At 39.5% G+C, this 25,083-nt stretch carries 22 protein-coding genes; 15 read left to right on the forward strand and 7 right to left on the reverse strand.

The window, feature by feature from the left end; all coding sequences use genetic code 11:
* Nucleotides 1–187 precede the first annotated feature (187 nt).
* From ACE1TG_RS06840 to ACE1TG_RS06900, 13 genes are all read left to right on the forward strand, one after another.
* Nucleotides 188–1,921, forward strand: a complete 1,734-nt coding sequence (locus tag ACE1TG_RS06840) for a methyl-accepting chemotaxis protein (RefSeq protein ID WP_375051622.1) — start codon at nt 188–190, stop codon at nt 1,919–1,921.
* A gap of 592 nt (nt 1,922–2,513) precedes the next feature.
* Entirely contained in the window at nt 2,514–3,779 is a 1,266-nt protein-coding gene (locus ACE1TG_RS06845) for an ABC transporter substrate-binding protein (RefSeq protein WP_375051623.1), read from the forward strand.
* Nucleotides 3,780–3,827: 48 nt separating this feature from the next.
* Nucleotides 3,828–4,703: a carbohydrate ABC transporter permease gene (locus ACE1TG_RS06850; RefSeq protein ID WP_375051624.1), complete on the forward strand. Its 876-nt coding sequence runs from the start codon at nt 3,828–3,830 to the stop codon at nt 4,701–4,703.
* Between the two features lie 77 nt (nt 4,704–4,780).
* Nucleotides 4,781–5,530 carry a carbohydrate ABC transporter permease gene (locus ACE1TG_RS06855; protein WP_375051846.1) on the forward strand — a complete coding sequence of 250 codons (750 nt, stop codon included), beginning with the start codon at nt 4,781–4,783 and terminating at the stop codon, nt 5,528–5,530.
* A 281-nt stretch (nt 5,531–5,811) separates the two neighbouring features.
* Nucleotides 5,812–7,161, forward strand: a complete 1,350-nt coding sequence (sftI, locus tag ACE1TG_RS06860) for a sulfoquinovose isomerase (protein ID WP_375051625.1) — start codon at nt 5,812–5,814, stop codon at nt 7,159–7,161.
* Between the two features lie 17 nt (nt 7,162–7,178).
* Nucleotides 7,179–8,327 carry a diphosphate--fructose-6-phosphate 1-phosphotransferase gene (locus ACE1TG_RS06865; RefSeq protein WP_375051626.1) on the forward strand — a complete coding sequence of 383 codons (1,149 nt, stop codon included), beginning with the start codon at nt 7,179–7,181 and terminating at the stop codon, nt 8,325–8,327.
* Between the two features lie 4 nt (nt 8,328–8,331).
* Entirely contained in the window at nt 8,332–9,066 is a 735-nt protein-coding gene (locus ACE1TG_RS06870; protein ID WP_375051627.1) for a GntR family transcriptional regulator, read from the forward strand.
* 16 nt (nt 9,067–9,082) lie between these two features.
* Entirely contained in the window at nt 9,083–9,979 is an 897-nt protein-coding gene (locus ACE1TG_RS06875; protein ID WP_375051628.1) for a class II fructose-bisphosphate aldolase, read from the forward strand.
* A 13-nt stretch (nt 9,980–9,992) separates the two neighbouring features.
* The gene (locus ACE1TG_RS06880; RefSeq protein WP_375051629.1) at nt 9,993–11,213 is read left to right on the forward strand and encodes a Gfo/Idh/MocA family protein; all 1,221 of its coding nucleotides are present in this window, start codon (nt 9,993–9,995) and stop codon (nt 11,211–11,213) included.
* Nucleotides 11,214–11,247: 34 nt separating this feature from the next.
* A complete protein-coding gene (locus tag ACE1TG_RS06885) occupies nt 11,248–12,477 on the forward strand; it encodes a threonine synthase (RefSeq protein WP_375051847.1) in 1,230 nt (409 codons plus the stop codon).
* Nucleotides 12,478–12,831: 354 nt separating this feature from the next.
* Entirely contained in the window at nt 12,832–13,245 is a 414-nt protein-coding gene (locus ACE1TG_RS06890; RefSeq protein ID WP_375051630.1) for a hypothetical protein, read from the forward strand.
* A gap of 26 nt (nt 13,246–13,271) precedes the next feature.
* Entirely contained in the window at nt 13,272–13,712 is a 441-nt protein-coding gene (locus tag ACE1TG_RS06895) for a hypothetical protein (RefSeq protein ID WP_375051631.1), read from the forward strand.
* Between the two features lie 195 nt (nt 13,713–13,907).
* On the forward strand, nt 13,908–14,531 hold the full coding sequence (locus ACE1TG_RS06900) for a hypothetical protein (protein WP_375051632.1): 624 nt from the start codon (nt 13,908–13,910) through the stop codon (nt 14,529–14,531).
* A 180-nt stretch (nt 14,532–14,711) separates the two neighbouring features.
* Here the strand turns inward: ACE1TG_RS06900 and ACE1TG_RS06905 are convergent, their stop codons facing one another.
* Genes ACE1TG_RS06905 through rfbA form a run of 7 tightly spaced genes read right to left on the reverse strand, consistent with a single transcriptional unit; the run spans nt 14,712 to nt 21,382 of the window.
* Nucleotides 14,712–16,388 carry a DUF6044 family protein gene (locus tag ACE1TG_RS06905; protein WP_375051848.1) on the reverse strand — a complete coding sequence of 559 codons (1,677 nt, stop codon included), beginning with the start codon at nt 16,386–16,388 and terminating at the stop codon, nt 14,712–14,714.
* Nucleotides 16,351–17,472, reverse strand: a complete 1,122-nt coding sequence (gene rffA / locus ACE1TG_RS06910) for a dTDP-4-amino-4,6-dideoxygalactose transaminase (protein WP_375051849.1) — start codon at nt 17,470–17,472, stop codon at nt 16,351–16,353. The genes ACE1TG_RS06905 and rffA overlap by 38 nt, the downstream gene beginning before the upstream one ends.
* A 1-nt stretch (nt 17,473) precedes the next feature.
* Nucleotides 17,474–17,842: an EamA family transporter gene (locus ACE1TG_RS06915; RefSeq protein WP_375051633.1), complete on the reverse strand. Its 369-nt coding sequence runs from the start codon at nt 17,840–17,842 to the stop codon at nt 17,474–17,476.
* On the reverse strand, nt 17,842–18,516 hold the full coding sequence (locus ACE1TG_RS06920; RefSeq protein WP_375051634.1) for a GNAT family N-acetyltransferase: 675 nt from the start codon (nt 18,514–18,516) through the stop codon (nt 17,842–17,844). Before ACE1TG_RS06920 ends, ACE1TG_RS06915 begins: the two co-directional genes overlap by 1 nt.
* Nucleotides 18,517–18,520: 4 nt before the next feature.
* Nucleotides 18,521–19,471, reverse strand: a complete 951-nt coding sequence (locus ACE1TG_RS06925; RefSeq protein WP_375051635.1) for a glycosyltransferase family 2 protein — start codon at nt 19,469–19,471, stop codon at nt 18,521–18,523.
* The gene (gene rfbB, locus ACE1TG_RS06930) at nt 19,441–20,457 is read right to left on the reverse strand and encodes a dTDP-glucose 4,6-dehydratase (protein WP_375051636.1); all 1,017 of its coding nucleotides are present in this window, start codon (nt 20,455–20,457) and stop codon (nt 19,441–19,443) included. The genes ACE1TG_RS06925 and rfbB overlap by 31 nt, the downstream gene beginning before the upstream one ends.
* Complete coding sequence (gene rfbA, locus ACE1TG_RS06935) at nt 20,450–21,382, reverse strand: glucose-1-phosphate thymidylyltransferase RfbA (protein ID WP_375051637.1); 933 nt, start codon at nt 21,380–21,382, stop codon at nt 20,450–20,452. Before rfbA ends, rfbB begins: the two co-directional genes overlap by 8 nt.
* 247 nt (nt 21,383–21,629) lie before the next feature.
* Here rfbA and ACE1TG_RS06940 point away from each other — a divergent pair, with 247 nt between their 5' ends.
* Together ACE1TG_RS06940 and ACE1TG_RS06945 are read left to right on the forward strand one after the other, a co-directional pair.
* Entirely contained in the window at nt 21,630–22,478 is an 849-nt protein-coding gene (locus tag ACE1TG_RS06940) for a chemotaxis protein (RefSeq protein ID WP_375051638.1), read from the forward strand.
* Between the two features lie 98 nt (nt 22,479–22,576).
* Nucleotides 22,577–24,952: a penicillin acylase family protein gene (locus ACE1TG_RS06945; protein ID WP_375051639.1), complete on the forward strand. Its 2,376-nt coding sequence runs from the start codon at nt 22,577–22,579 to the stop codon at nt 24,950–24,952.
* The last annotated feature ends 131 nt before the right edge of the window (nt 24,953–25,083 follow it).

The following is a 25,083-nucleotide window of genomic DNA, read 5'->3' on the forward strand; positions in this document are numbered from 1 at the left end:
ATGATACATCGAATTTCTTCGTTGGCTTGTTTTTCCGCTGCTCGAAACTACGCTGCCTAGAACTTCTCGGTCCTTCCTTTTAAAATTAAAAAATTTAACAATAAGCCATGTTTCCTAAACAAAATGGTACTTTATGCCGATATTAGTAGAACAGATATATATAGAAGAGATAGAGGGGAAGTCGGGAATGTTTAAAGACAAATTTAAATTCAACTTCAAAAAGTTCAACTTTAAGAATGTATCGATTGGTAAGAAGTATGGTCTTATTTTAATTTTAATTTTTACTTTATTTGGAGCTTCAACTGGGGTAGCAGCAATACTAATTTCAAATATTGGGAATAATGTGGATGCATTGGAACGTAGAGGTGACAGGTCCATCAATCTTACTGAAATGGGTTCACTGACAAGATCAAAAGGTATTCGTATTGTCGAATATCTTGATAGTCAGGATCAGGAAATTGTTGATGAATATACTGCTCGAAGTGAACGCTTTGATTCTTTGGAAGCTCAATTGAGTGACAAAATGGATACGAAAGAACAGCAAGAATTATTTGATGAAATCGTTGAGAATGACCGATTAATAAATAAATTGTTTGAACAACGAATTGTTGATGCAATTGAAAATGGTGATGAACGAACTGCGGATCATTATGTAACGCAGGCGAACAAACTTAGAGCTAAAACAGTTGATTTATTAGAAAGCTTGCGAACGATTGTTAATGAAGAACGTGAAGCAGCAATAACACAGACAAAGGAAAGTCAGAATTTAACACTTATTATCCAGGTAGCATCAGTAGTTGCAGCGATCTTGATTGGCGGAATACTTGCTTACATAGTTAGTCGTAAAGTTTCCCAAAACCTAAATAGAGTAGTTGAGGTAAGTAATAAAATTGCCGATGGAGACCTGTCAGTTCAAACAATTGATTACAGTGGAAAAGATGAAATAGGCAAACTAGCTGGAGCGGTGAACACCATGAGTGCAAACCTGCGAAATGTAATTCAGCAGGTGGCAAATGTCTCGGAAACGGTAAACAGCCAAAGTGAGGAACTTACCCAGTCGGCCAATGAGGTAAAGTCAGGATCTGAACAAATTGCTACAACGATGCAGGAGTTATCCTCTGGTTCAGAAACACAGGCTAACAGTGCAAGTGAACTATCCACGGTCATGGGGACATTTTCTACCAAGGTGATGGAAGCTAATGACAATGGGGAGCTTATTCAGCGAGCATCAGGCGATGTGCTTGGTATGACTGATAAAGGTAGTAAGCTGATGGAATCATCTACAGAACAAATGATCAGAATTGACCAAATTGTTAAAGATGCTGTTGAAAAAGTCGAAGGTTTGGATTCCAAATCCAAGGAAATATCTAAATTGGTTTCGGTAATTAAAGATATTGCCGAACAGACAAACCTTCTTGCGTTGAATGCAGCAATTGAAGCTGCCCGGGCTGGTGAACATGGAAAAGGTTTTGCTGTAGTAGCTGATGAGGTACGCAAGCTTGCCGAACAGGTTTCCGTATCAGTTAAGGATATTACAGAGATTGTGGCGAGTATCCAAAATGAATCAACTACAGTATCCGAATCATTACAAGGCGGATATCGTGAGGTTGAACAAGGTACTGGCCAAATCAAAACAACAAGTGAGACATTTAATGGAATAAACATAGCCGTTAAAGAAATGGTAGAAAACATTAACACGGTATCAGAAAATTTATCCGAAATCTCAGCAGGGAGCCAGGAAATGAATGGGTCTATTGAGGAAATTGCATCCATTTCTGAAGAATCTGCTGCTGGCGTTGAACAAACTTCTGCATCGGCGCAGCAAACAAGCAGTTCAATGGAGGAAGTGGCAGCTAGCTCAGAGGACCTTGCGAAGCTAGCAGAAAAATTAAATGGTTTAGTAAGGCAATTTAAACTATAAGGATTGATTAAAAAAGGATCGTTCGCTATTTTTGCGGACGATCCTTTTACTATTTTAGCTGTTTTGTGCTATGGATTTATCCCCAAGTTGCATGATTGTCATATCATCCATAGGCGGGTTATGAATTCCTGCTCTTACGTCACGATAATGGAGCTGTATTGATTTGATAAATAAATCTATTGCCGAAGTAATCCTCGTTGTAATGAAAGTGATGTGTCTATCGTCTTTTAATATTGATTCAATTAAACAATTATTCAGTTACAGGTGTGAGATTACTTATAAAACATAGATTGGGTTCAAAACGATTGGATACTACTTGGCAAATTAAAACCGATTTAGTATTGGCAGATATACTGATCTCCCCTGAGCTGCAACAGTAGTATTAATTCTAGAACTGCTTGACAAGTTTTTTATTCAGGCAGTTCTATTTAATTGAAATGAGGAATAGATTTTTTAATAATAAGATATATTTTCAGATTTATTGAAAGCGCTTTTATAGACTGGCGTTTTAATTGAAGACATGTATCTTGGTTCAAAAGGTACCTACCTTTAGGAATTCATTATTACAAATATAAGAGGAGGTTATTAGTTCATGAAAAAGTGGCTAGCCGGTTTTATGTTTTTAGGGATGCTATTTACAGCAGCTTGTGCAGATAGCACAAGTCAGGATGAGCAGGATAGTGATGATTCGTCATCGGCGTCTGAAGCAACTGAGCTTAGTTTTATTCATTGGAGGGGTGAAGATAAGGAGGTATTTGAAGATATAATTGCACAGTTTGAAGAAGAAAACCCAAACATCGATATTAAGATGAATATTTATCCGTCCGAACAGTATCAGTCAAATGCACAGCAATTGCTTCGTGATGGATCTACCGGTGATGTATTCACATCGTTCCCGGGGTCACAATTTGAGGCAATGAAGGGAGCGGGCTTGTTTACCGATTTAACGAATGAAGACTTTGTGGGTAACTTTTCGGAAGGACCTATTAGCGTTGGTCAGGCTGAAGGAAAACAACTGGCCATCCCATATCAGCTTGTATTTAATATGCCTGTTTATAACAAGGGTATGTTTGAGGAATTAGGACTTGATGTTCCAAAAAGCTGGTCACAGTACCAGGAAATGGTGGATACATTGATCGAAAATGACATCGTTCCTATTGCATTTCCAGGTGCTGATATTGGACCGAATCAAACGATGAATAGCATGATGATGAACAATGCGAAAGATGAAGAAGTGTTTCAGAAACTTGAAAGTGGTGAAGAATCATTGAAAAATGATTGGTGGACAAACACGTTAGAAGACTTTCAATATTTCAATGAAAATGGCTACTTCCAAGAAAACGCTTTAGGGACAAATCAGGACTCTGCCATGCAAATGGTTGCAAATGAAGAAGCAGCAATGCTGGCTACCGGCTCCTATCATATGGCTGCGTTAAAGGAGTTGAATCCGGATCTTAAATTGGGACTTTTACCGCCAATTACGGTACCGGAAAATGAAGTGGAGTACGAAGGTATCCATACGGCTACTTTTATGCTCGCAATTAACAAAAATTCAAAAAAGAAAGAAGAAGCGAAGCAGTTTATCAACTTTCTAAGCCAACCTGAAATTGCTTCTCAGTATGCTAATGGAACGGGACAGCACTTAACTGTAAAAGATGTGGAATATGAATCAGAAGAACTTCAGAATACGGCGCATTGGATCACTGATAAAAAGACACGTTTCCAGCCAAGGTATTTAATCACAGAGGCTGCTGTGGAGGATGCTGTACTTGGCTCAATTGAAAATGTTATAGGTGGTGCCTCGCCGGAAGATGCTGCTGCAGAAGCACAGCAGATTGTTGAGGAAAATATCGAGTAAATGACATGTAAGGCTCGCTTATAAGTAATTTTGAGAAGGATTGATTTCATGAAAATTTCGAAGGCGATTTATCTGTTTTTTATTCCAGGTTTGATACTGTATTCGATATTCTTTTTGTTTCCGACAGTTAGCGCATTATATTATTCGTTTACTGATTGGGATGGAATAAGTGCTGATTTTAATTTTGTCGGATTTGCGAATTATGAACGAGCGGTTACAGGCGATAGTATCTTTATGAAGTCTGTGGGCAATAACTTGGAGTTTATGATTTTCGTCGCCATTTTTCAAACCTTGGTAGCTTTGATATTTGCTATTATTCTGGTTAAAAATACGAAAGTGAATTACTACTTGCGAGCCTTGTTTTTCTTCCCAACTATTTTATCATCTGTTTCGGTAGCTTTTATATGGGCGTTTGTTTATGACCCGAATTTGGGGATTTTAAATCAATTATTGAATCTTTTAGGGCTTGGATTTTTGACACAAAATTGGCTTGGTAACGGTGATATTGCGATTTATTCGTTGGCTTTTACACAAGTTTGGTTCCATGCAGGACAGATGCTAATCATTTTTGTAGCTGGACTCCATGCCATTCCAAATGATTTATATGAGGCGGCCAAAATGGAAGGAGCTTCCAAATGGCAGCTATTCCGAAAAATCACGTGGCCATTGCTGGCACCGTCAGCGACAATTGTAATCGCCTATACAACAATACAGTCGTTTCAGGCTTTTGATTTAATCTTCGCTTTGACTGGTGGAGGGCCAAATTATTCGACAGAAATTATATCGACTTACATTTATACTGTTGCTTTCAGAAATTATGATTTTGGATATGCGTCGTCTATTTCGGTCATCTTTATGTGTATTATTGCGTTGATTACGTATATTCAGTTTAAGGTGCTGCGATCCAACCGGGTATCTTACTAGGGAAAGGGGCAATGCGCTTGTTTATCAAAAAGTCTGCGGTACTTGTATATGCCGTTTTGATACTTGTACCGCTTTTAATGGTCGTTTTGACATCGATGAAAACATTGGAGCAGACGTTTGATAATCCGTTGGGAATACCGGTAGATGGTCTCATCATCGATAACTTTATCAACATCTTTCAGGAACAGACGATGGCAGGCTATTTTGTGAATAGTTCGGTCGTGACCCTTTCCTCGGTATCGCTAACCTTGTTTTTCGCTGCCATGATAGCTTTTGGCATAACACGGCTGAATAACTGGAAGGGGAATGTACTTTTCGCATTGTTTACTGTCGGCATGATGGTTCCACCCCAGGTGAATATGGTTCCATTATATTCACTTGTTTTAGATTTAGGATTAACAAACAGTTTGTTAGGGCTGATATTAGTTAATATAGCTTCCACATTACCTGTTGGTGTTTTTATTCTGACTGGTTTTATGAAGACATTGCCAAAAGAACTATTTGAAGCGTCTACGATTGATGGTGCCGGCAACTGGCGGATTTTTTCAAAAGTCGTTATTCCATTATCATTGCCTTCACTTTCAGCCACTTCCATCTTTTTGTTTGTGATGCACTGGAATGATTTGCTGTTTCCATTACTGTTTATTACAGATAATGCATATAAAACACTGCCGCTTGCACTACTGGACTTTCAAGGGCAGTATTCCACGAATTACCCAATGTTGTTTACAGGAGTACTGATTGCATCCATTCCAATGGTCATCATGTATATCTTTTTACAACGTTATTTTGTTGCAGGCATGACATCTGGTGCGGTCAAGGGCTAATTTTTTAGGCTATTTCTAAAAGACTTGTTGTTTTTGAAGAAATGTTTAAGCATATATAATTCAAAATCGTATACACGAAGACTCCTGGGGAGCTAAGGCATCGGTAAGGCCTCGTAGTGAGGTAGCAATGTGCAATATCATAGCACCAACTTGTTACACGGTGAGCAAGAGAAGGACTCTATAGTCGCTTCCCGAAAATTAAAGTGTATACGGCTGCGGATACAGACAGTAACAAAAGATAGGAAAAGAATCATTTTTTATCACGAAATACTAGGGAGGAAGTGATTGCAATAGGAAAAATATTATACCTGCCAATTGGAAGAAAAACGTTTGATATGGAAACCGGCGAGAAGGAGCGGCAAAAAAGTTCAGCCCTTTTGCATGACTTGACCGATGAGCTGATTGAACCGGAAAGAATCATTACAGCTCCCAGTGCATTGCAAAAATTTCTTCTGGATATAAACACTGATGAGGTTGCAGTTACAATTTATCAAAGCGTCACATTTGCTGATGGTCAATTTATCAGGTTGTTGTTGGAACATGTCTCTGCGCCTGTAATTGTATGGTCCATACGAGAACCCAGTGTTGGTGAGCGGTTACGGCTTAATTCACTGACAGGTGGAAATAGCACATGTCATGTCTTGAAAAGTAATCATCATCCTTATACATTTGTGTTTGGTAATTCGGAGGAAGCACAGGTTCAACGGAACATAAAACAACAACTTAACATACGTAAGTTGATTGACCGGATCAAGAATTTTAACATTGGTGTTCTGGGTGATCACCAGCCAGGGTTTTATTTTTCAGGAACAGACGAGAAACAACTAAAAGATCAATTTGGAATCGATGTGATTCGGATGGATTTACAGGAAGCGTTCGATAAAAGTAAACAGATGCCTGAGGAAAAGTGGGAAAAAGAGATTAGCCGTGCTAAGGAGCAAGTTATTGGTTTGAACGCAACTGATGAAACAGTTAAACGATTTGCAAAGTTCTCAGCTTTTGTACGGGAAGAAATACATCGACGTAATATTTCTGCACTTTCCATCCGCTGCTGGCCGGAATTTTTTAATGAACTTGGAGCTGCTGCATGTTCGACTTTATCCCAATTTACTGAGGATGGGGTTGTTTCCTCTTGTGAGTCGGATATTCATGGAGCCCTCACCATGTTTATTTTGCAAGAACTGTCAGGGGGAGAAGCTCCATACCTAGGTGATATGGTGCATATAAATGAAGCTAGTAATTCCGTTGTATTATGGCACTGTGGGGCAGGAGCTTACTCATTGGCGCATCCTGAGAAGGGTGCTCAGCCTGGGGTGCATCCAAATCGCGGGCTTGGATTTACGATGGAATTCGGACTTAAGCCAGGAATAGTTACTATCTTCCGTGTCGGTTATACCACTGAAGGATACAGGCTGCTTGTTATGAGGGGGAACGCACTTGATACCCCACAACGTTTTAATGGAACATCGGTCGAGGTTGAACTGGAAACGAATGTGATGGAGACACTTTACGGTCTAATGGAAGAAGGGTTCGAACCTCATTACGGATTGGTTTATGCAGATGTTGTTAGTGATTTAATGGAATTAGGTAAACAGCTGCAATTACCAGTATCTGTATACACGGTGGATTGAAGGGAGCTAACGAATCAATGAAACATATTGCCATAGGGCAAGCTGGAGGACCGACAGCAGTTATTAACGCCACGTTAGCAGCTTTTGTCCGTGCGTTATATAAGGATCACTCCCTTACATTCATTAGGAACGGTTTTGAAGGGTTAGCAAAAGAAAAGTTTCTGCAAGCTAATGACAACGTGATTGACAATATATTGGCACATGAAAAAGTGCCTGGTGCATTACTGGGTGCCGGCCGTTATACATTAAGTGAGGAACAAATAAGCCAATCTGTCCAGGTACTCCGAGATTGCCAAATTGAGACGCTTGTCTTCATTGGTGGAAACGGAACCATGGAGGCAATGGACAAAATTAAAGATGAAGCTATTCGTCAGCATTATCAGTTGCAACTATTAGGTCTTCCCAAAACTGTGGATAATGACTTGGCAGGAACCGATCATTCTCCGGGTTTTGGGAGTGCTGCCAGATATGTGGCACAAGTGACAAGGGATATGGGACGTGATCTCATGGCTATGAATAATTTTGAACAAGTACGGATTATTGAAACAATGGGCAGGAACGCCGGCTGGTTGGCGAGAGCTTCTGGTTTTCTCAAGGAATATGAACAAGATGGCCCCCATTATATAGCATTGCCTGAAAAGCCGTTAAGACCTGAGATTTTATTTCATCATATTGAAAAGGCAACTCGGGATTATGGTGTTGCGCTGGTTGTTGTAAGCGAAGGGGTATGCTGGGATAAAGGAATCCAGATAGAGAGAGAGCGTGTAAATGGTTATTCCGTTTTGGGAGGGATTTCGAAGGAGATTGAAAATAAGGTTAATGAACACATGAATATCATGGTGCGTGCTGAATTGTTAGGAATGAATCAAAGAAGCTGCTCGGCTTCCGTTTCATCAACTGATTATACCGAAGCCATTCAAGTCGGCAGTGTGGGAGCTCGCTGGCTTAGAGAAGGAGCGACAGATGTGATGGTATCCCTCCAGCGTTCCGAAAATACTGCTTATGAATTAGTGTTTACACCAGTTTCCCTAAAAACGATTGTTCAAAGCGGGGAAAGAAAACTTCCAGCAAAATTTTTGAAAGACCAGGAAGCGTATAATGAATGGCTGAGCCCGCTGATTGGTTACGATTTATCCTCTTATCCGCCGCCATTGCAAAGGAGATAAGTTAATGCCTGCACATAAGTTAGATCATAACGCTAATAAGGCTTTATACCTTCAAATAAAGGATGTATTAGTTAAACGCATTCAGGATGGTGTGTGGGGAGCACAATCACTGATCCCAACCGAACGGGAATTAATGAAAGAATTTGATGTAAGCCGAACGACTATCAGGCAAGCGATTTCTGTTCTTGTACAAATCGGATTACTGGAAAAAACACAAGGCAGAGGTACGTTAGTTAAACCTCAGAAATTAGTAGGGAGTTTAGGTCGCCTTAAAGGATTTGCTGAAGAGGTAGTTGAAAAAGGTCATATTCCTCAATCAAAACTGTTACGAACGGAATTTAGTGATTTGCTATTTACCGAAAAATCAATGTTAAATGTTAAGGAAGATGAATCTATTCTATTAATAGAAAGAATTCGCTTTGCTGATGATATGCCAATTGCTTTTGAGCGAACGTGCTGGCCGTATAATATTGGAAGTATTTTAATGCAATATGACCTGAATGCAGCAAGGTATTATGAAATTTTAGAGAACCACAACATTTATCTTCATAAGGCAAGTGAGAAAATTTATGCGATTAATGCAACGCAGGACGAGGCAGATTTACTGGGGATTAGGCCTGGTGAGGCGATGCTTGAGATGAATCGTTTAAGTTTTGGTATGAACAACCACCCAATTGAATATACGAAAACAAAATATCGCAGTGATCAGTATCATTATGATATTGAGTTAAAAAGATAAAGGAGGTAAGCTCAAAATGCCTTTTCTGAATGGCAAGTTATTATTAGATCATGCATATAGAAATGGTTATGGAATAGGTGCTTTTAGTGCACACAATGCCGAAACTGTTCAAGCTATCATTGAAGCGGCAGAAGAGGAACAGTCACCTGTTATGATTCAAGTAGGACAGAAAGTTATTCAAACCTTAGGGATGGAACCAATGAAATTGCTTATAGATTGTTATGGGAAGAATTCAACCGTTCCAATCACTGTTCATCTTGACCATAGCAGGGATTTTAAACAAACAATGAAAGCAATCCAACTAGGGTTTCAATCAGTTATGTTTGACGGCTCATCCTTATCATTTGATGAAAATACAGTGTTAACTAAAAAAGTTGTGACTATAGCCAGGGCGCTTAACATTGGCTCAGAAGGTGAAATTGGAAAAATTGGAGGAACAGAAGATAATATAACTGTTCACGAAAAAGACGCACTAATTACTACAACAAAAGAAGCTGTTTCATTTGTACAAGAAACGGATGTGGATTATTTAGCAGTATCTATTGGCACTGCTCATGGTCTTTACAAGGCAGAACCAAAAATACGTTTTGAAAGATTACAAGAAATAACAGAAGCTGTACGACGGCCAATTGTTTTGCATGGTGGTTCTGGTGTACCTGATGTGCAAGTAGAAAAGGCTATTTCATTAGGTGTTGCTAAAATTAACGTGGATACCGAATTGAGGCAGTCTTTCACTTACGGTATTCAAAAAGTGTTCGAGGAGAACCAGCAGGAATTTGTACTTGCTAATTCACTTGGGAGAGGTAAAACCTATATGAAAGAAAAAGTAAAAGAAAAAATAGATCTATTTGGTAGCCAGAATAAGGCTGCGGATGTCCTTCAAAATTATTCGACTCCGGCGTGTCAACTATAGGGAGGTGTATCAAGTGGTAAGTGAAATAAATAATAATAATTTTTATACTGGTTTTTTTAAGTCAGACCATTTAACAGAGAAAGATAAGTATTTATTCTCAAAAACTCCCCCTAAGTATAAATTTAATGTAATTGGTGCGGGTATAATTGGCCAGGAGCACATAAAGGTTACAATGTTGGAGGGACGGGCAAAAATCAATGGTATCTTTGATCTTAATGAAAACAGTATAGAGAATACCTGTCATTTTTTTCGGCAGGAGTATCCGAGTAATGAATTGAAAGTTTATGATACGTTAGAAAGTGCTTGTCAGGATTCGGAAGTTGACGGGCTAATTATTTGCACCCCTAATTATACACATGTTGACATTGTTAAAGAGGCAGTTAAGTCAGGAAAACATATTTTATTAGAAAAACCGATGGCAACAACATTAAAGGACACCTGGGAGATAAAAGAGATAGCACAAAACTACAATTCTATTTTTCAAATTGGTCTTCAATACAGACATAAACCTATTTATACGGAAGCCATTCACGAAATGCTGGAAAGAAAATCAGCAGGAAATATCAAAAATATAAGTATTGTAGAGCATCGTGTGCCATTTTTGGATAAAGTTAATCAGTGGAATAAATTTTCGGAATACTCTGGGGGAACTCTGGTTGAAAAATGCTGTCACTACTTTGATCTATTAAACTTATTTGCACAATCGAGGCCGGAAAAAGTTTACGCTACAGGCGGCATGGATGTCAATTTTACGGATTTTTCTTATAAAGGTACCAAGTCGAATATTATAGACAATGCCATGGTTACGGTAAATTACGAGAATGGCATCAAAGCCCAATTTCAGCTTTGTATGTTTGTACCTATGTTTTATGAAGAAATAACAATATGCGGTGACAGAGGCAGACTGAAAGCCTACGAAAAAGAGGATTTTTTGCCTATAAACGGTGACAGAACGTATCTGGAAGTATTAAGCGGAGAAAACGGAACAGCAAAAACAGCAGTCCCCTGCTACCCAACAGTCATTCAGGGAAGTGGTCATAGTGGCGCCACATATTATGAGCACAAGTACTTTATTGATAACATAGAGGGGAATTATAAAGCAACAGCCACAGTGGAAGAGGGTTTTTGGTCCATTGTTGTCGGGGAGGCTGCTGAACGTTCCATAAAAAACGGTGAGGTAATCAATGTAAGTGATATGTTGGAACAAGATATTTATTCGAAACTATTGGAATGATATATAACCATGTATTTAGATAGGAGGGCATATGTTGAAATACAGTTATATTTCACATCTTTATTGTCCAAAATGTGGAAATACATTTGGGACCATCGAGCAGCATCAAGTATGCACTTGTGGTTCACCTTTATTAGTAAAGTATGACTTGGAAGAAGTTAAGAAGAATGTAGTACCCGGTGAATGGGGTACAAGGGAACTTACATTATGGCGGTATCACGAATTACTCCCGGTTGAGGAAGAACTTAATGTCGTTTCACTAGGAGAAGGTATGACTCCGTTACTCCCGTTGCGGAAACTTGGAAATGATATGTCCATTGGTAATCTTTACATGAAGGATGAGGCACTGATCCCGACAGGTACGTTTAAGGCAAGAGGTGCAGCTGTTGGGGTATCGAAGGCAAAAGAAATCGGCGTTAAGGAACTAGTAATGCCGACAAATGGAAACGCTGGTGCAGCATGGGGGTTATATGCTGCCAGGGCTGGTATAATAGCTACCATTGTGATGCCGACAGATGCTCCCAAAATCGCCCGAAATGAAGTCGCTCTATCAGGAGCCAATCTTTATTTAGTGAATGGACTCATTAGTGATGCTGGAAAAATAGTAGAAAAAGCGGTCAAGGACTATAACCTTTATGATGCCTCTACATTGAAAGAGCCCTATCGGATTGAAGGAAAGAAAACAATGGGGCTGGAAATCACTGAACAGCTTAATTGGAAAATGCCTGATGTGATTTTATATCCAACAGGTGGCGGTGTAGGTCTGATTGGAATTTATAAAGCTCTAAACGAATTAAAGGAATTAGGCTGGATCAAAGGAAAGCTTCCCCGGTTAGTAGCTGTTCAATCAACGGGGTGTGCGCCTATTGTCGATGCATGGAAAGAAGGAAAACACGAATCTGTGTTTTGGAAGAATTCCGAAACCGTTGCATTCGGTATCAATGTCCCGAAAGCATTAGGAGATTTTCTAGTGTTAGATGCTATTTATAATACCGATGGCTGCGCGGTTGCTATCGATGACGGATCGATGCTCAAGGAACAGGAGAAAGTGGCTAACATGGAAGGAAGTTTTGTTTGTCCAGAAGGTGCTGCTACATTTGCAGCGATTCGCAGGTTAAGAGAAAGTGGGTGGATTGGACAGGATGAAACTGTAGTTGCTCTGAATACAGGAGCTGGTATTAAGTATCCCGGTAATGTTGAGATAATTCAAAGGATGCTGGGGAAGGAGGATTCGATTAATAAGTTGGAGCGTGTCTATAAATGAGATTGAAGCTGCTAATTTAAAAGACTAGTGGCTTTTTTATGGTTTTACAAAATCTTTTTGTGAAACGTATTTATCAAGTGATTATACCTGGAAATTTTACAAGGGTATTCACCAAGATAGTAGACAAATATTTTTATTATTGAGTGAACTTCATAATTACCAGTCCTTGTGGGTTAAGGGATTTAAAACATTTAAAGGAAGAACCTCACTGGAGAATGAGTATATTACTCGTGCTGAAGAGGGTGTTGATGGTTAACCTGTCACATAGATTTAGATTGGCTATGCTATATTCTATAATATTTGTCCTATCTTCGAATAAAATGGTATTAACGGCATTCCAAAAGGAAGAATCTAATGGACAATTTAGGGGTGAACCTGCCAATTTCATCAAAAGTACTTTTACGCATTTTTGAAAAAAGACTGGCCCGGCAAAATTCTGTACAGGACTTCTCGATATCCATGCAAACTGATTTAATAAGATTCAGCGGTGTTGCAAAAAAACTGTTCTTTAACATGTACTTTGAAATAGATTTAAGACCAATACATGCGGACAAGCGAGTGCTGTATTTGCATATTGATAGGATAACACCGTTAAATTTAGGATGGCTGAAAAGTAAGATTTTCAACAGACCACCTTTTTTAAAATATAAAAAAGATATAATAATGATTGATTTAAATTGTATTAACAGAATCAGAGACATACCGGTTGGTAATGTAAAGGAGTTCAAGGTTAACGAGAATAAGTTATGGGTTAAATTAGGATTGTAACTGCCCAGTCAGTTAGGAGGGATACGATGAGGATAGTACTGCTGTTAGTGGTTACCCTTGGTATTGGTTTTACCATATATTTACTCATTGATAAATCTCCTGAAGATTATGCTGTTGAGGCAGTTGACATGTTTTATGCATATGAACAGGATGGGGCCTTTTCAGACTCCTGGGCGATGTTCCATCCTTTAATGAAAGAGAAGTTTGATAAAGGACACTATCTGCAGGACCGTGCGCATGTGTTTATGAATCACTTTGGTGTTACTACGTTTACTTACACCTTGGATGAGGCAGTGGAAATGAAGAACTGGAAAATTGAAAAAGGAGCGGAACCAATTGATCTAGTTTATAAGGTGACAGTCACACAAGAGTATAAAGGTAAATATGGGCTGTTTCGTATTGTACAGGATGTTTATGCAACGATGGTTGAAGAGGAGTGGAAAGTACTCTGGGACTATAATAAGTAAACCTGTATTCTTTTATTACTATATACTATAATATAAATAAAAAATTAGAATTTAGCATGTGGGAGTAGAAAGATATTTAAATTATTGCTAGGTAAAAATTCGTTTTTTAACGCATGGTGAATAAGCTAAAAGGAATTTAATGTTTTTGCTCTTCTAATCCAATTAAGGTACTTTATCATTAAGGAGGTTTTGGAGATGGATGAGATTATAAAAAAGTTAGAGAATATGGACAAGTTATTGAACAGAATAAATGATCGCCAGCAAAGTATGGAGGTTAATCTGAAGCAAGCAGATGATCGGCAGCAAAGTATGGAAGCCAATCTGAAGCAAGCAGATGATCGGCAACAAAGTATGGAAGCCAATCTGAAACAGGTAGATGATCGCCAGCAGAGTATGGAAGCTAATCTGAAGCAGGTAGATGATCGGCAACAAAGTATGGAAACCAATCTGAAGCAGGTAGATGATCGCCAGCAGAGTATGGAAGCCAATCTGAAGCAGGTAGATGACCGCCAGCAGAGTATGGAAATCAATCTGAAGCAGGTAGATGATCGTCAGCAGAGTATGGAAACCAATCTGAAGCAAATTGATGACCGTCAGCAGAATATGGAAATCAACATGAACAATCGCTTTCAGGTAATCGATGGTAAAATTGACCGGATTGAGGCAGCGGTAACTAAATTAGAAGAAAGTGAACCCCAGAATATTCGAGTGCTACTTAAACAAATAGATGGCAAAATAGATAAACGGGATTCTGATATACAAGTACTAAATAAGCGGGTTTTTAGAACAGAATCCGAAATTGAACAGCTGAAACAGTAGTTTCTTGCCCAAGTGAAAGATTTATGCAAAGTCGAGCGACGAAGCCCAAAAGTCAAGCGACAAAGCCCCAAAGTCGAGCGACAAAGCCCCAAAGTCGAGCGACGACGCCTCAAAGTCGAGCGACAAAGCCCCAAAGTCGAGCGACAACATCCCAAAGTCGAGCGACGAAACCCCCTAAAGTCAAGCGACAACCTTATATAAATATATCTTCCACGGGGATTTGGCGTTTTCAAAACTTCGCTCAAATTTAAGCCCATTCTCTTCGTTATTCAAAATAGGTAGTGCAGACAATACATAGTCACCGCCTAAATTAGACAGCGCTTCACTATTTATATTGAGATTTTCTAATTCTTCGTCACTATTTTTGGTAAACATATAATGCTTGCCAAGCTCACTGACATACATATAGAGTCTGCCGCCCCATGTATCGAAATAATTTTCGAGAGTAGCATTCTTTTCAAGTTCGGGTGCAATGATTTTCCGGAATTTATGCTTATATTTTAATGGAAAACTGTTGTTATACGTATCGAGCGTATAGAATCCATTGTATTGAGCTATTGTTGGATGCATTGCAATACTGACAACCCGGTATTCGGATTGATCTTTCCCAATATATTTTTTAATGGAATCAAATAAATTCTCTGAGTAAAATTCTGCAAATGTTGGAGTGCCAATCCTACTGTATTTATTCTCTTCATTTAAATTAAACACCAAAACACATTGGGTAATAATTAGCGCAACTACTAACATTTTTCCAAAACGTAAATGCTTCCATAAAACCCACAATGCCAGGGCGAAGCAGATATACCAGACCACTGGGTCGAGAAAATGTATACGGCTGAAGTTAAACGTGTTCAGAATCATAATTTGATCCTTTAATACACGCCATCCTTCCCAATACCAAAATGCATACCAGAGTGAAATCAAGGCGTTGAATATAAATAAGCCAAGTAATAATTTCGGTCTCAGATTACGATATGCTGCAACAAGGATTGCAACACCAATAACTGGGATGATGATTTTAGTGTGGACTGCCATGTCGTGCGTATGCCCGTTAATGAAGTTATGTAAAAATAACTCCAATGTTTCGGCTAAATCATTATGCCCCAGGTCATTTTCCGTACGATGGGATGTGAATCCTTTATTAAAAAACATAGAATAAATTAATAAATAATTTTTTGCCAAATAAAGAACGGTCATAGACGTTATGGCAATAAAAAACGCCCAATTGGACTTTTTTAATCGTATCCAATCAATTAACCAAAATACGCCCATCAGACCTAAGAAAAATATAAATGTAAGAATAAAATTTGAGAAAAACGGCAGTAAAATTAATACTAGCCAATTATATTTCTTGGTTTTCTTTCCATGTTCACGGATGTTTAAAAATACATGCAAAGCGAGTGGCAGACCTGCAATTGATAAGAGACCGGACGGCCAAAAAGGCAACAGTGCAAAACCTAACGCTGCACCAACTGAAATAAATGGTGTTCCGATACGATTCCGAAGTAACATATACATACCAATAAAGGCAACGAGCCGCATAATTGTTTGCCCAATTGTGTAAGCTGTCATCGGTTCGAAAAGTACATAAAACCATACCATTGCATCAAATGGTGTGGCAAGCGTACTTCGTGGCAGTCCATTAATTACATTTGGCAGTGTAGCGGGTGAAAATAGCTGCCCACTCTCAACGAGCAATTTATACCAGACAATGTTGGAATCCAAATTGTCATGCACGCGGATGTGTGTATCTTCGCCAAGAATATAATATGGCAAAAGATAGGCGACGATCACCAGACATGCGAACGTTATTAATTTAGGTGTTGAAAAAAGCTTGTATATGGGTGACCACATCATCGACGGCCTCTTTTCCTATTCCAAAGTATAATGGCAAGCGAACAATTTTTTCACTTTCGGTTGTCGTAAACTGGTCCTCACCAATAAACTTTCCAAATTTCATTCCTGCATGCGATGAATGTAATGGCACGTAATGTGTTACGGCCATTATGTCATGTTTCTTAAGGTATTCAATCAGCTCCTGTTGCTGATTGGTTTTTATATAAAACATATGGGCATTGTGGTGGCAATCCGATGGAACGTGTGGCACTTCAACTTCAGGTAAATCAAGTAATCCATAATAATATTGATTCCATGCACGTAATCGGCTCTTATTAATCAAGTCAGCATGCTGTAATTGAACAGATAGATATGCTGCATTTAGGTCGCTTAATAAATAGGATGAACCAACATCGCGCCATGTATATTTATCTACCATTCCTTTAAAAAATTGCTCCCGGTTTGTTCCCTTTTCCTGTAAAATTTCTGCTCGTTCAACGGCTTCAGGACGATTTACGATCAAGGCACCGCCTTCACCACAAGTAAAGTTTTTTGTTTCATGAAAGCTTATCGCGCCAAAGTGTCCAATGGTACCAAGGGGTCTTCCTTTGTACGAACTGAACAATGCCTGGGCTGCGTCTTCTATAACCCATAGCCCATAACGATTTGCAATGTCCATTATCGCATCCATATCACAGGAAATACCGGCATAGTGCACAATAACAATTGCTTTTGTCTTGTCGGTTATTGCCGCTTCGATTTCACTTGGCGATATATTCATCGTATTAGGTTCGATGTCAACAAAACGAATCGCAGTTCCTCTGAGTGCAAATGCATTAGCCGTCGAAACAAAAGTGTACGATGGCATGATGACCTCATCTTCTTCCCCAACTTCTGTTAACAATGTGGTCATTTCTAGGGCTGCTGTACATGATGGCGTTAGGATTACTTTCTCACATTGTAATCGAGCTTCAAGCCAGTCGGTGCATTTTTTTCCAAACGGACCATTGCCGGATAGCTTTGTATGTTCAATTGCTTCCTGCACTGCTGTTGCTTCTTCTCCTATTACACATGGCTTATTAAATGGAATCAAAACGATCACCTCACAATGATTGACTTGTAACGATAATGCCTGCAACTATCAGGCTTAACCCGATTACTTTTTGTACCGTAACGGGATCGCCGAAAATAACTACGGAAAGCAGAAATACCAGGACAAATGACAAACTCATAAAAGGATAGGCATAGCTGATATTAAACTTTGTCATTGCTGCCATCCAAAAAAGAGATGCGACAAATGCTGATAGAAATCCTGATAGAATCCATGGATTAAGTAATAATTGCAGGAGAAAATAGATTTTATCTGTTAATGCTTCTGGGAGTTGGCCAGCTTTATCAATTTTCCATTTTAAAACAATTTGGCCATAAACGGTGAAAAATATTGTGCCAAATATATAAAGGTATCCCATCATTACACACCTGGGCCGGTTACTTTGTGGTAGACATCAACAGTATTCATGAGCCTGAAGCCAAGGGAATAAAACAGATTTAATGAAGCTACATTAGCAGCAGAGATAGATGTCCGTAACTCGTTGTACCCGTGCTTAAATTGCTCTGCACAGCCTTGGCTCGTAAATGCTTTTGCCAGACCTCTGCTTCGGTATTCCTCTTTAATTCCAAGCAGAAGAACTTTGTCACTATCGTAAGCAAAAAACCCAGCTGTATCATCTTCATACATGAGGGCGAAAATCTGATCCTTCTCCTGAAGATCATTCACCCAATTCATGTAGCGAGTGTCAGCCATCGAATTAGGAATATTAAAATCACGATGAAACCGACCATGCTTGAACGACTCTTCTGCTATTTGATTAATCTCTGATGGTTCATAATCCTTTGAAATTGATGTAGCATCATTATCGAAAAGATGTAAGTTTTCTTTTTTACATACGGGCTCGATTAATGTGTCCATATAATAAAAACCATATTTTAGAAGGAGCTCTGGACTTTCCAAGGGGCCAATCTTAAGCGTGTAGTGTCCATCATACTTATCTGTTTCCTGAAGTGCTTCTTCAAATGTTCCAGTTACTTCAAATGTGTCCATATTAAAATTTCTCTTGTCCCAAGGGGTTTCCCGTAGATGTTTCATATTATCAGCTCCGTTCGTCGTTTTCATCTGTCGTCTCACGAATTAAATAAAGCGGTCGTGCCTTTGTTTCATTAAATACCTTGCCTAAATAAAGCCCGAGAACGCCAAAGTTGAAGAAAATTAATCCACCAATAAAGTAAATGGAGACCATGACACTGGTCCAGCCTTGAACTGGTTCTGCTAAAAAGAAGTATCTTGCAAATAGATACATTCCGTAAAGAAATGAGCCCAACGAAATTAAGAAGCCGAATTGAATTGATAAACGAAGCGGCTTATTTGATTGGGATATAATGGCATCTGTTGCCAGAGTAACGAGTTTTTTAATGTTATAGGATGTTTTTCCTGCCTTCCTTGAGTTGTGCTCGACTTGTACGGTACTTGCTTTATACCCCATCCATTGAATGAAAAGCGGGAAGAAGCGGTTTTGTTCGCGCATTTGCTTAAATCCATCTACCACGTTTTTGGAACTGATACTAAAGTTGGCAGCGGTATGGTCTGATGTCCCGCCGGTAAAATAGTCATAGACTTTGTAAAAAAGCTGTGATGATTTTCGCTTAAACCAATTGTCCTGGCGCTGTATACGATTCCCAAACACGACTTCATATCCTTCGTGAGTTTTATCGTACAATGTTTGGATTTCTTCTGGACGATCCTGTAAGTCACAATCCATCACCACAACCCAGTCGCCAACGGTGTAGTCAAGACCGGCTGTAATTGCATGGTGCTGCCCGAAATTTCTGGCAAGGTCAATTCCTCTTATGCGACTGTCGGTTGTGCTTAGTTGTTTAATAGTGTTCCAGGCATTATCAGGACTGGCATCGTTTACTAGAATAATTTCGAAGTGGGCTGGGATTTTTTCGATGGTGGTTTTAATACGGTCATAAAGTTGGTGTAAGCAAGGTTCGCACCCATAAACAGGAACGACTACAGAGATTGTTGGGTGATTTGTTCCCATTGCCCTACATACCATTCAACCGTATTTTTTAATCCCGTATCTAAATCCACAGTAGGAACCCAGCCCAGGTTTTTCCTTAGTTTTGTATCGTCAACTGCATATCGTCTGTCGTGTCCCGGACGATCTTGAGTGAATGCAATCAACTCTTTACAGCTGTGATTTTGAGGATATAGGTAGTCCAGAATATCACATATTTTCATCGCCAGCTCAATATTGGTAACTTCATTCCCACCACCAATGTTGTAGGTTTCTGCTGGACTTGCTTGATGAAAAATAAGGTCTAATGCCTGGCAATGATCCTGAACATGAAGCCAGTCTCGTACGTTTTTTCCATCACCATAGACAGGGATGAGCTCCTTTTTCAGGGACTTTGAAATAATTGTTGGAATCAGTTTTTCCTCGTGTTGCATTGGTCCGTAATTGTTGGAACTGCTTGATATAACTATATTCATCCCATAGGTATTACCGAAGCTCTTCACAATCATATTAGCACTTGCTTTGGATGCACTGTAAGGGTTACGGGGATCATAGGGTGTCTCCTCATTAAATTTCCCATCCGTACCAAGTGACCCATATACTTCATCGGTTGAAATATGATGAAAGCGTCTTGTTGCAAGCTCGCCTTTCATTTCCCACGATTCGCGAGCAGCCTGGAGCAACGTGGTTGTTCCGAGAACATTTGATTCAATGAATGATGTGGCGTTTTCAATTGACCGATCAACGTGTGATTCTGCTGCGAAGTGGATAACGCCAGAAATATCGTAAATTGAAAATATACTTTTCATTAGAGATTCATCAGCAATATCTCCTTGAATGAAATGGTAATTTTTAAAATTCTCCACATCACGAAGATTGGCTCTTGAACCTGCATAGGTTAATTTATCAACGTTTATTAGTTGGTAATCGGGATATTTATTCAGTAAATAATGAATGAAATTTGAGCCAATAAAACCATTTCCGCCTGTTATGAGTAGTGTTTTATTCATTTTCTACCAGTCCTAACATTGGATTGCGATCAATAGATTCCCAGTATTGTTCTGTGTGTTTACGGTCAGCAATTTCGAGCAGGTATTTTCCATAATCGGTCTTTTCCATTGCCTTACCCTTTTCCTGAAGTGCTTTTTGGCTTATATAGCCCATGTAATAAGCGATTTCTTCTAGACATGCAATTTTAAATCCTTGACGCTGCTGCGTAATTTTAACAAATTCAGATGCATCGAAAAGCGATTCATGTGTTCCAGCATCCATCCAAGCAAACCCTCTGCCCAGTAATTGCACGTCAAGCTGACTGCCTTTTAGGTATTCTTTATTTAAGTCGGTAATTTCCAGTTCGCCTCGCGCTGAGTAAGGCAATTGTTTAGCAATCTGGACAGCGCGGTAGTCGTAAATATATAGCCCGGTTACGGCAAAATCTGATTTTGGCTGTTCCGGTTTTTCCTCAAGGGAGATTACTTTCTGATTATGATCAAATTCTGCTACCCCGAATCTACCGGCATCTTTTACACGATATCCGAATATCGTCGCGGTCCGATGATTTTCAAGTGCTTTCCTAAACAGTGTCGTAAAACCTTGGCCGTAAAAGATATTATCACCTAGAATAAGTGTCACATCATCCTTTCCGATGAAATCCTCAGCTAGAATAAATGCCTCCGGAATCCCATTCGGATCTGACTGTTCGATGTAGTTAAGGTTGATGCCAAGTGACGAGCCGTCGCCCAATAGGTCTTGAAAGCGAGGTTTATCTTCAGGCGTGCTAATAATCATAATATCGGTAATTCCACCCAGCATTAAGACTGATAATGGATAGTAAATCATAGGCTTATCATAGACAGCCAGTAAATGTTTGCTAATACTGTCAGTACTCGGAGAAAGTCTCGAACCGCTGCCTCCAGCAAGAATAATACCCTTCATCGAAATCACTCCTTTTTTTGGTGCCTGTCACTTCCCGATTTTTGTCGGTTTATGTTAAAAATATTTCGCTTACAAAAAAGAATCTGTTAAAAGGCATATAACCTTTTTAAAGGGGTAATAATCTTACAATTTCGTTGCATTTCTATTACGAGTAAGAGATTGTTTTTCCAGGGAAGATGGGATATATTGTTTGTAATTAAAGTCTGTCGTGTTTAGTAGATTACTAGGTAATTATAGGAGGGGACGTATGACCCAAAAAATTGCTGTACTAATTTTGCATGGGGCGGGAACACCGGATAAACAGTTTGCAGAAAAAATAATTGAACGTATTTCGAGCAGATTTGAGAAAAGATTGGGGATAGGGAGTACAGAGTTGGAGTTTGAGCCTGTATTCTGGTCTGCTATTTTTGCAGGTGAGCAAGAGGAACTTTGGAATAAGCTGCAACATAATCAGGACTTGGATTATAATCGGATGCGCCGTTTTGTAATTGATTTTTTATCCGATGCTGTTGCTTACCAGCCTACGAATTCGGGTGGACAAAACTATGATAAGGTTCATACACTGGTTGCTAAGGCAATTCGAAAATTAAAAGAACGGGCTGGAAAAAATGCACCACTTTGTGTCATCAGCCATAGTCTTGGGACCGTCGTTGCTAGTAATTATTTTTACGATTTACAGTACAGGCATGAAAATATTGGGATTCAAACAAAGCGTTGTACCAACCAGACACCGATTGAACAATGTGAGACGTTAACTCTTTTTTATACGATGGGAAGTCCAATGGCATTGTGGTCGATGCGATATATTGATTTTGGTTCGCCGATTGCTGTTCCATCAGCTGGATTGGAGAGACTCTACCCAGGATTAAAAGGAGAATGGCTCAATTTTTATGATAAAGATGATGTTCTGGCATATCCGCTTAAGGGACTGAACGGTGAATATGATTTGGCAGTGACGAAGGATGTTAATGTGAATGCTGGAGGTTGGCTGACAAGCTGGAACCCGCTCTCGCATACAAAATATGATACGGATTCGGAAGTTGTTCGGGCTATTACTGATGGGCTGATCAATACTTGGGAGGTTGTAAATGATTAGAGGTCTTCCGTCGTTTTATATTTAGTTTATTTGCAGGACTTTTGTCGTTATGTATCGAATAAAATATAGTAATAGTTAAGATCAAGGGGGCTATATTATTGCAAACACAGGAAGTTATTCTGGAGCCACAAGAGAAAAAGAGAAATAAGAAAAAAATACTACTTATCAGTCTCGGAGTATTGCTGGCAATAGGGATTGGTTTATTCATTTTTGTAAACGGATGCATCAATAAGTCACTAGCACAGACTGAAGGGACAATACAGTTACCATCATTGGAAAATGAGGTGACAGTGGTAACAGATGGGGATGGTGTGCCGCATATTAAGGCTGAAAATAATCATGATCTATACATGGCCCAAGGATACATACAGGCCCAAAGCAGAATGTTCCAGATGGAAATGTCGCGGAGGCAGGCATCTGGGACGTTAAGTGCAGTTGTTGGTGAAGCGGCAATTGATCATGATAAATACTTTCGTTCGCTTGGATTAAGGCGCGCGGCCAAGGAATCGTATGATATCTATTCGGATGAAAGCAAGCAAGTATTACAATGGTTTGCCGATGGTGTAAACGCATATATTAAACAGGCAAAAGAAGAAAATAGTCTGCCAGTCGAGTTTACACTTATGGGGTCTGAACCAGCTGAATGGACACCGATTGATTCGTTGACAATTGGTAAATATATGGCATTTGACCTTGGTGGACATTGGGAGCGCCAAGCCTTTAATTATTTTGCGCTAAACAACTTTGCTGAAGAAAAGGCATATGAATTATTTCCAACTTACCCAGAAAACAAGCCGACAATCATAGGTGAGGATGAAGTTGATGTAGCAGCAAGTTTTGAAAATGCTGTTATTCCCCATGCTTTTAATGGAAGCAATAACTGGGTTGTAAGTGGTGAAAAGTCAAAGTCAGGGCAGCCGCTATTAGCCAATGATCCGCACTTAGGCCTTGCAACGCCATCGATTTGGTATCAGATGCAATTGGAGTCACCTGATGTGAGTGTGAGCGGCGTTATTTTCGCCGGTGTTCCTGGGATTATATTAGGTCATAATGAGGAGATTGCCTGGGGCGTTACAAATACTGGCCCAGATGTCCAGCAGCTTTATCTGGAAAAAAGAAATCCTGATAACCCAAATGAATTTTTATATGAGGATAATTGGGAAAAAGCTGAAGTAATTAATGAACCAATCAAAGTAAAAGATGGCAAAACGATTGATTACGAGGTTGTCGAGACACGTCATGGGCCGATTATTTCTGATTTTGCCAATAAGAAAATGAAGGATACAGTTATGTCATTAAGGTGGACGGCTTTGGAAGCGACAACGGAGCTCGAAGCTATTCTGGAAATAAACCGAGCATCTAATTGGTCCGAATTTGAGAATGGGCTGGAAAAATTCCTGTCTCCAGCACAAAACTTTGTGTTTGCATCAAAGGATGGGACGATTGCTTATAAGGCAAATGGGAACATTCCTATTTATGAAAATGGAGAGGATGCACAGTTACCGCTGGAAGGATGGAAAAAAGAGAACAACTGGAAAGGATATATTCCATTTGATGAGTTACCGACTGTAGTAAATCCTGATAAGGGATTCATTGCAACTGCAAACAATAAGATAATCGGTGAAGAATATCCTTATCATATCAGTAATGTCTGGGCACAGCCGTATCGGTATGAACGAATTGCTGAGGTACTTGCAGCGGGTGATAATTTAACGGCTAAAGATATGCAAGCGTTGCAGATGGACCAAATGAATTTACAGGCACGGGAGTTCGTGCCAATGTTTGCAAAAACGTTAGCTAGTGTGGAATTAACGGATGACGCTCAAAGGGCATTGGAATTGCTTTTGGAATGGGATTACAAGGATCATGTTGATGCAGCCCAGCCACTAATATTTCACCAATGGCTTGATGAAATTGAAACTATTTTATATGATGGTGAAATTCCTGAAGATGTCATGGATTTATTCGGCAGTCGTGGGCAAACAACTGATGAACTTCTCCGTAAAGGGAATGATTCAGTATGGATAGAGGATAATGGCGGTATTAAGAAAGTGCTGAGCGCGTCACTCGAAAATACAATGGATAAATTGTCAGAAGAACATGGAGACGAACCAGCAGACTGGCGATGGGGTGACTACCATAAGGTTCAGTTTTATCATCCATTGTCAGATGTAAGTCCGGTGCTGGAATTCTTTTTCAATAACGAGGATCCAATTTCTGTTGGGGGTAGCAGTGTTACTCCAATGGCTGCGAGTTATGATGCCGAAACCGGTATTGTTGACCATGGTGCATCATGGCGGTTTGTGATTGACACAAATGATATGGAAACAGGGTATCATATCGTAGGTCCCGGGCAGGCTGGGCACTTTAAAAGTGACTGGTATCATAACCAAATGAATGACTGGGTCGGTGGCGGATATCATGTGACTAAGATGAATGCAGAAAAAGGAATGGAATTAACGTTAACGCCGTAAAATATGTAAAGCAAATTCGGGTGAAGTCTCTAAATATGAAGTTTGGAGGACAGCAGTTACTTTTTTGGCAAGAATACCTTGTATGGATCCAAGGATATTGCTGAAAAGACACTGCTTTGCAGAAATAGCGT

Origin of the sequence: Virgibacillus sp. JSM 102003, assembly GCF_041949995.1 — a bacterium.
GTDB lineage: Bacteria > Bacillota > Bacilli > Bacillales > Amphibacillaceae > Lentibacillus.

Coding starts and splice junctions, on each gene's coding strand:
- ACE1TG_RS06840 (WP_375051622.1), top strand. CDS start 188: ATGTTTAAAGACAAATTTAAATTCAACTTCAAAAAGTTCAACTTTAAG.
- rfbB (WP_375051636.1), bottom strand. CDS start 20,457: ATGAATAAAACACTACTCATAACAGGCGGAAATGGTTTTATTGGCTCA.
- ACE1TG_RS06855 (WP_375051846.1), top strand. CDS start 4,781: ATGGTCGTTTTGACATCGATGAAAACATTGGAGCAGACGTTTGATAAT.
- ACE1TG_RS06900 (WP_375051632.1), top strand. CDS start 13,908: ATGGATGAGATTATAAAAAAGTTAGAGAATATGGACAAGTTATTGAAC.
- ACE1TG_RS06845 (WP_375051623.1), top strand. CDS start 2,514: ATGAAAAAGTGGCTAGCCGGTTTTATGTTTTTAGGGATGCTATTTACA.
- ACE1TG_RS06895 (WP_375051631.1), top strand. CDS start 13,272: ATGAGGATAGTACTGCTGTTAGTGGTTACCCTTGGTATTGGTTTTACC.
- ACE1TG_RS06875 (WP_375051628.1), top strand. CDS start 9,083: ATGCCTTTTCTGAATGGCAAGTTATTATTAGATCATGCATATAGAAAT.
- ACE1TG_RS06940 (WP_375051638.1), top strand. CDS start 21,630: ATGACCCAAAAAATTGCTGTACTAATTTTGCATGGGGCGGGAACACCG.
- ACE1TG_RS06870 (WP_375051627.1), top strand. CDS start 8,332: ATGCCTGCACATAAGTTAGATCATAACGCTAATAAGGCTTTATACCTT.
- ACE1TG_RS06925 (WP_375051635.1), bottom strand. CDS start 19,471: ATGGGAACAAATCACCCAACAATCTCTGTAGTCGTTCCTGTTTATGGG.
- ACE1TG_RS06905 (WP_375051848.1), bottom strand. CDS start 16,388: ATGTGGTCACCCATATACAAGCTTTTTTCAACACCTAAATTAATAACG.
- ACE1TG_RS06915 (WP_375051633.1), bottom strand. CDS start 17,842: ATGATGGGATACCTTTATATATTTGGCACAATATTTTTCACCGTTTAT.
- ACE1TG_RS06920 (WP_375051634.1), bottom strand. CDS start 18,516: ATGAAACATCTACGGGAAACCCCTTGGGACAAGAGAAATTTTAATATG.
- rfbA (WP_375051637.1), bottom strand. CDS start 21,382: ATGAAGGGTATTATTCTTGCTGGAGGCAGCGGTTCGAGACTTTCTCCG.
- ACE1TG_RS06890 (WP_375051630.1), top strand. CDS start 12,832: ATGGACAATTTAGGGGTGAACCTGCCAATTTCATCAAAAGTACTTTTA.
- ACE1TG_RS06850 (WP_375051624.1), top strand. CDS start 3,828: ATGAAAATTTCGAAGGCGATTTATCTGTTTTTTATTCCAGGTTTGATA.
- ACE1TG_RS06865 (WP_375051626.1), top strand. CDS start 7,179: ATGAAACATATTGCCATAGGGCAAGCTGGAGGACCGACAGCAGTTATT.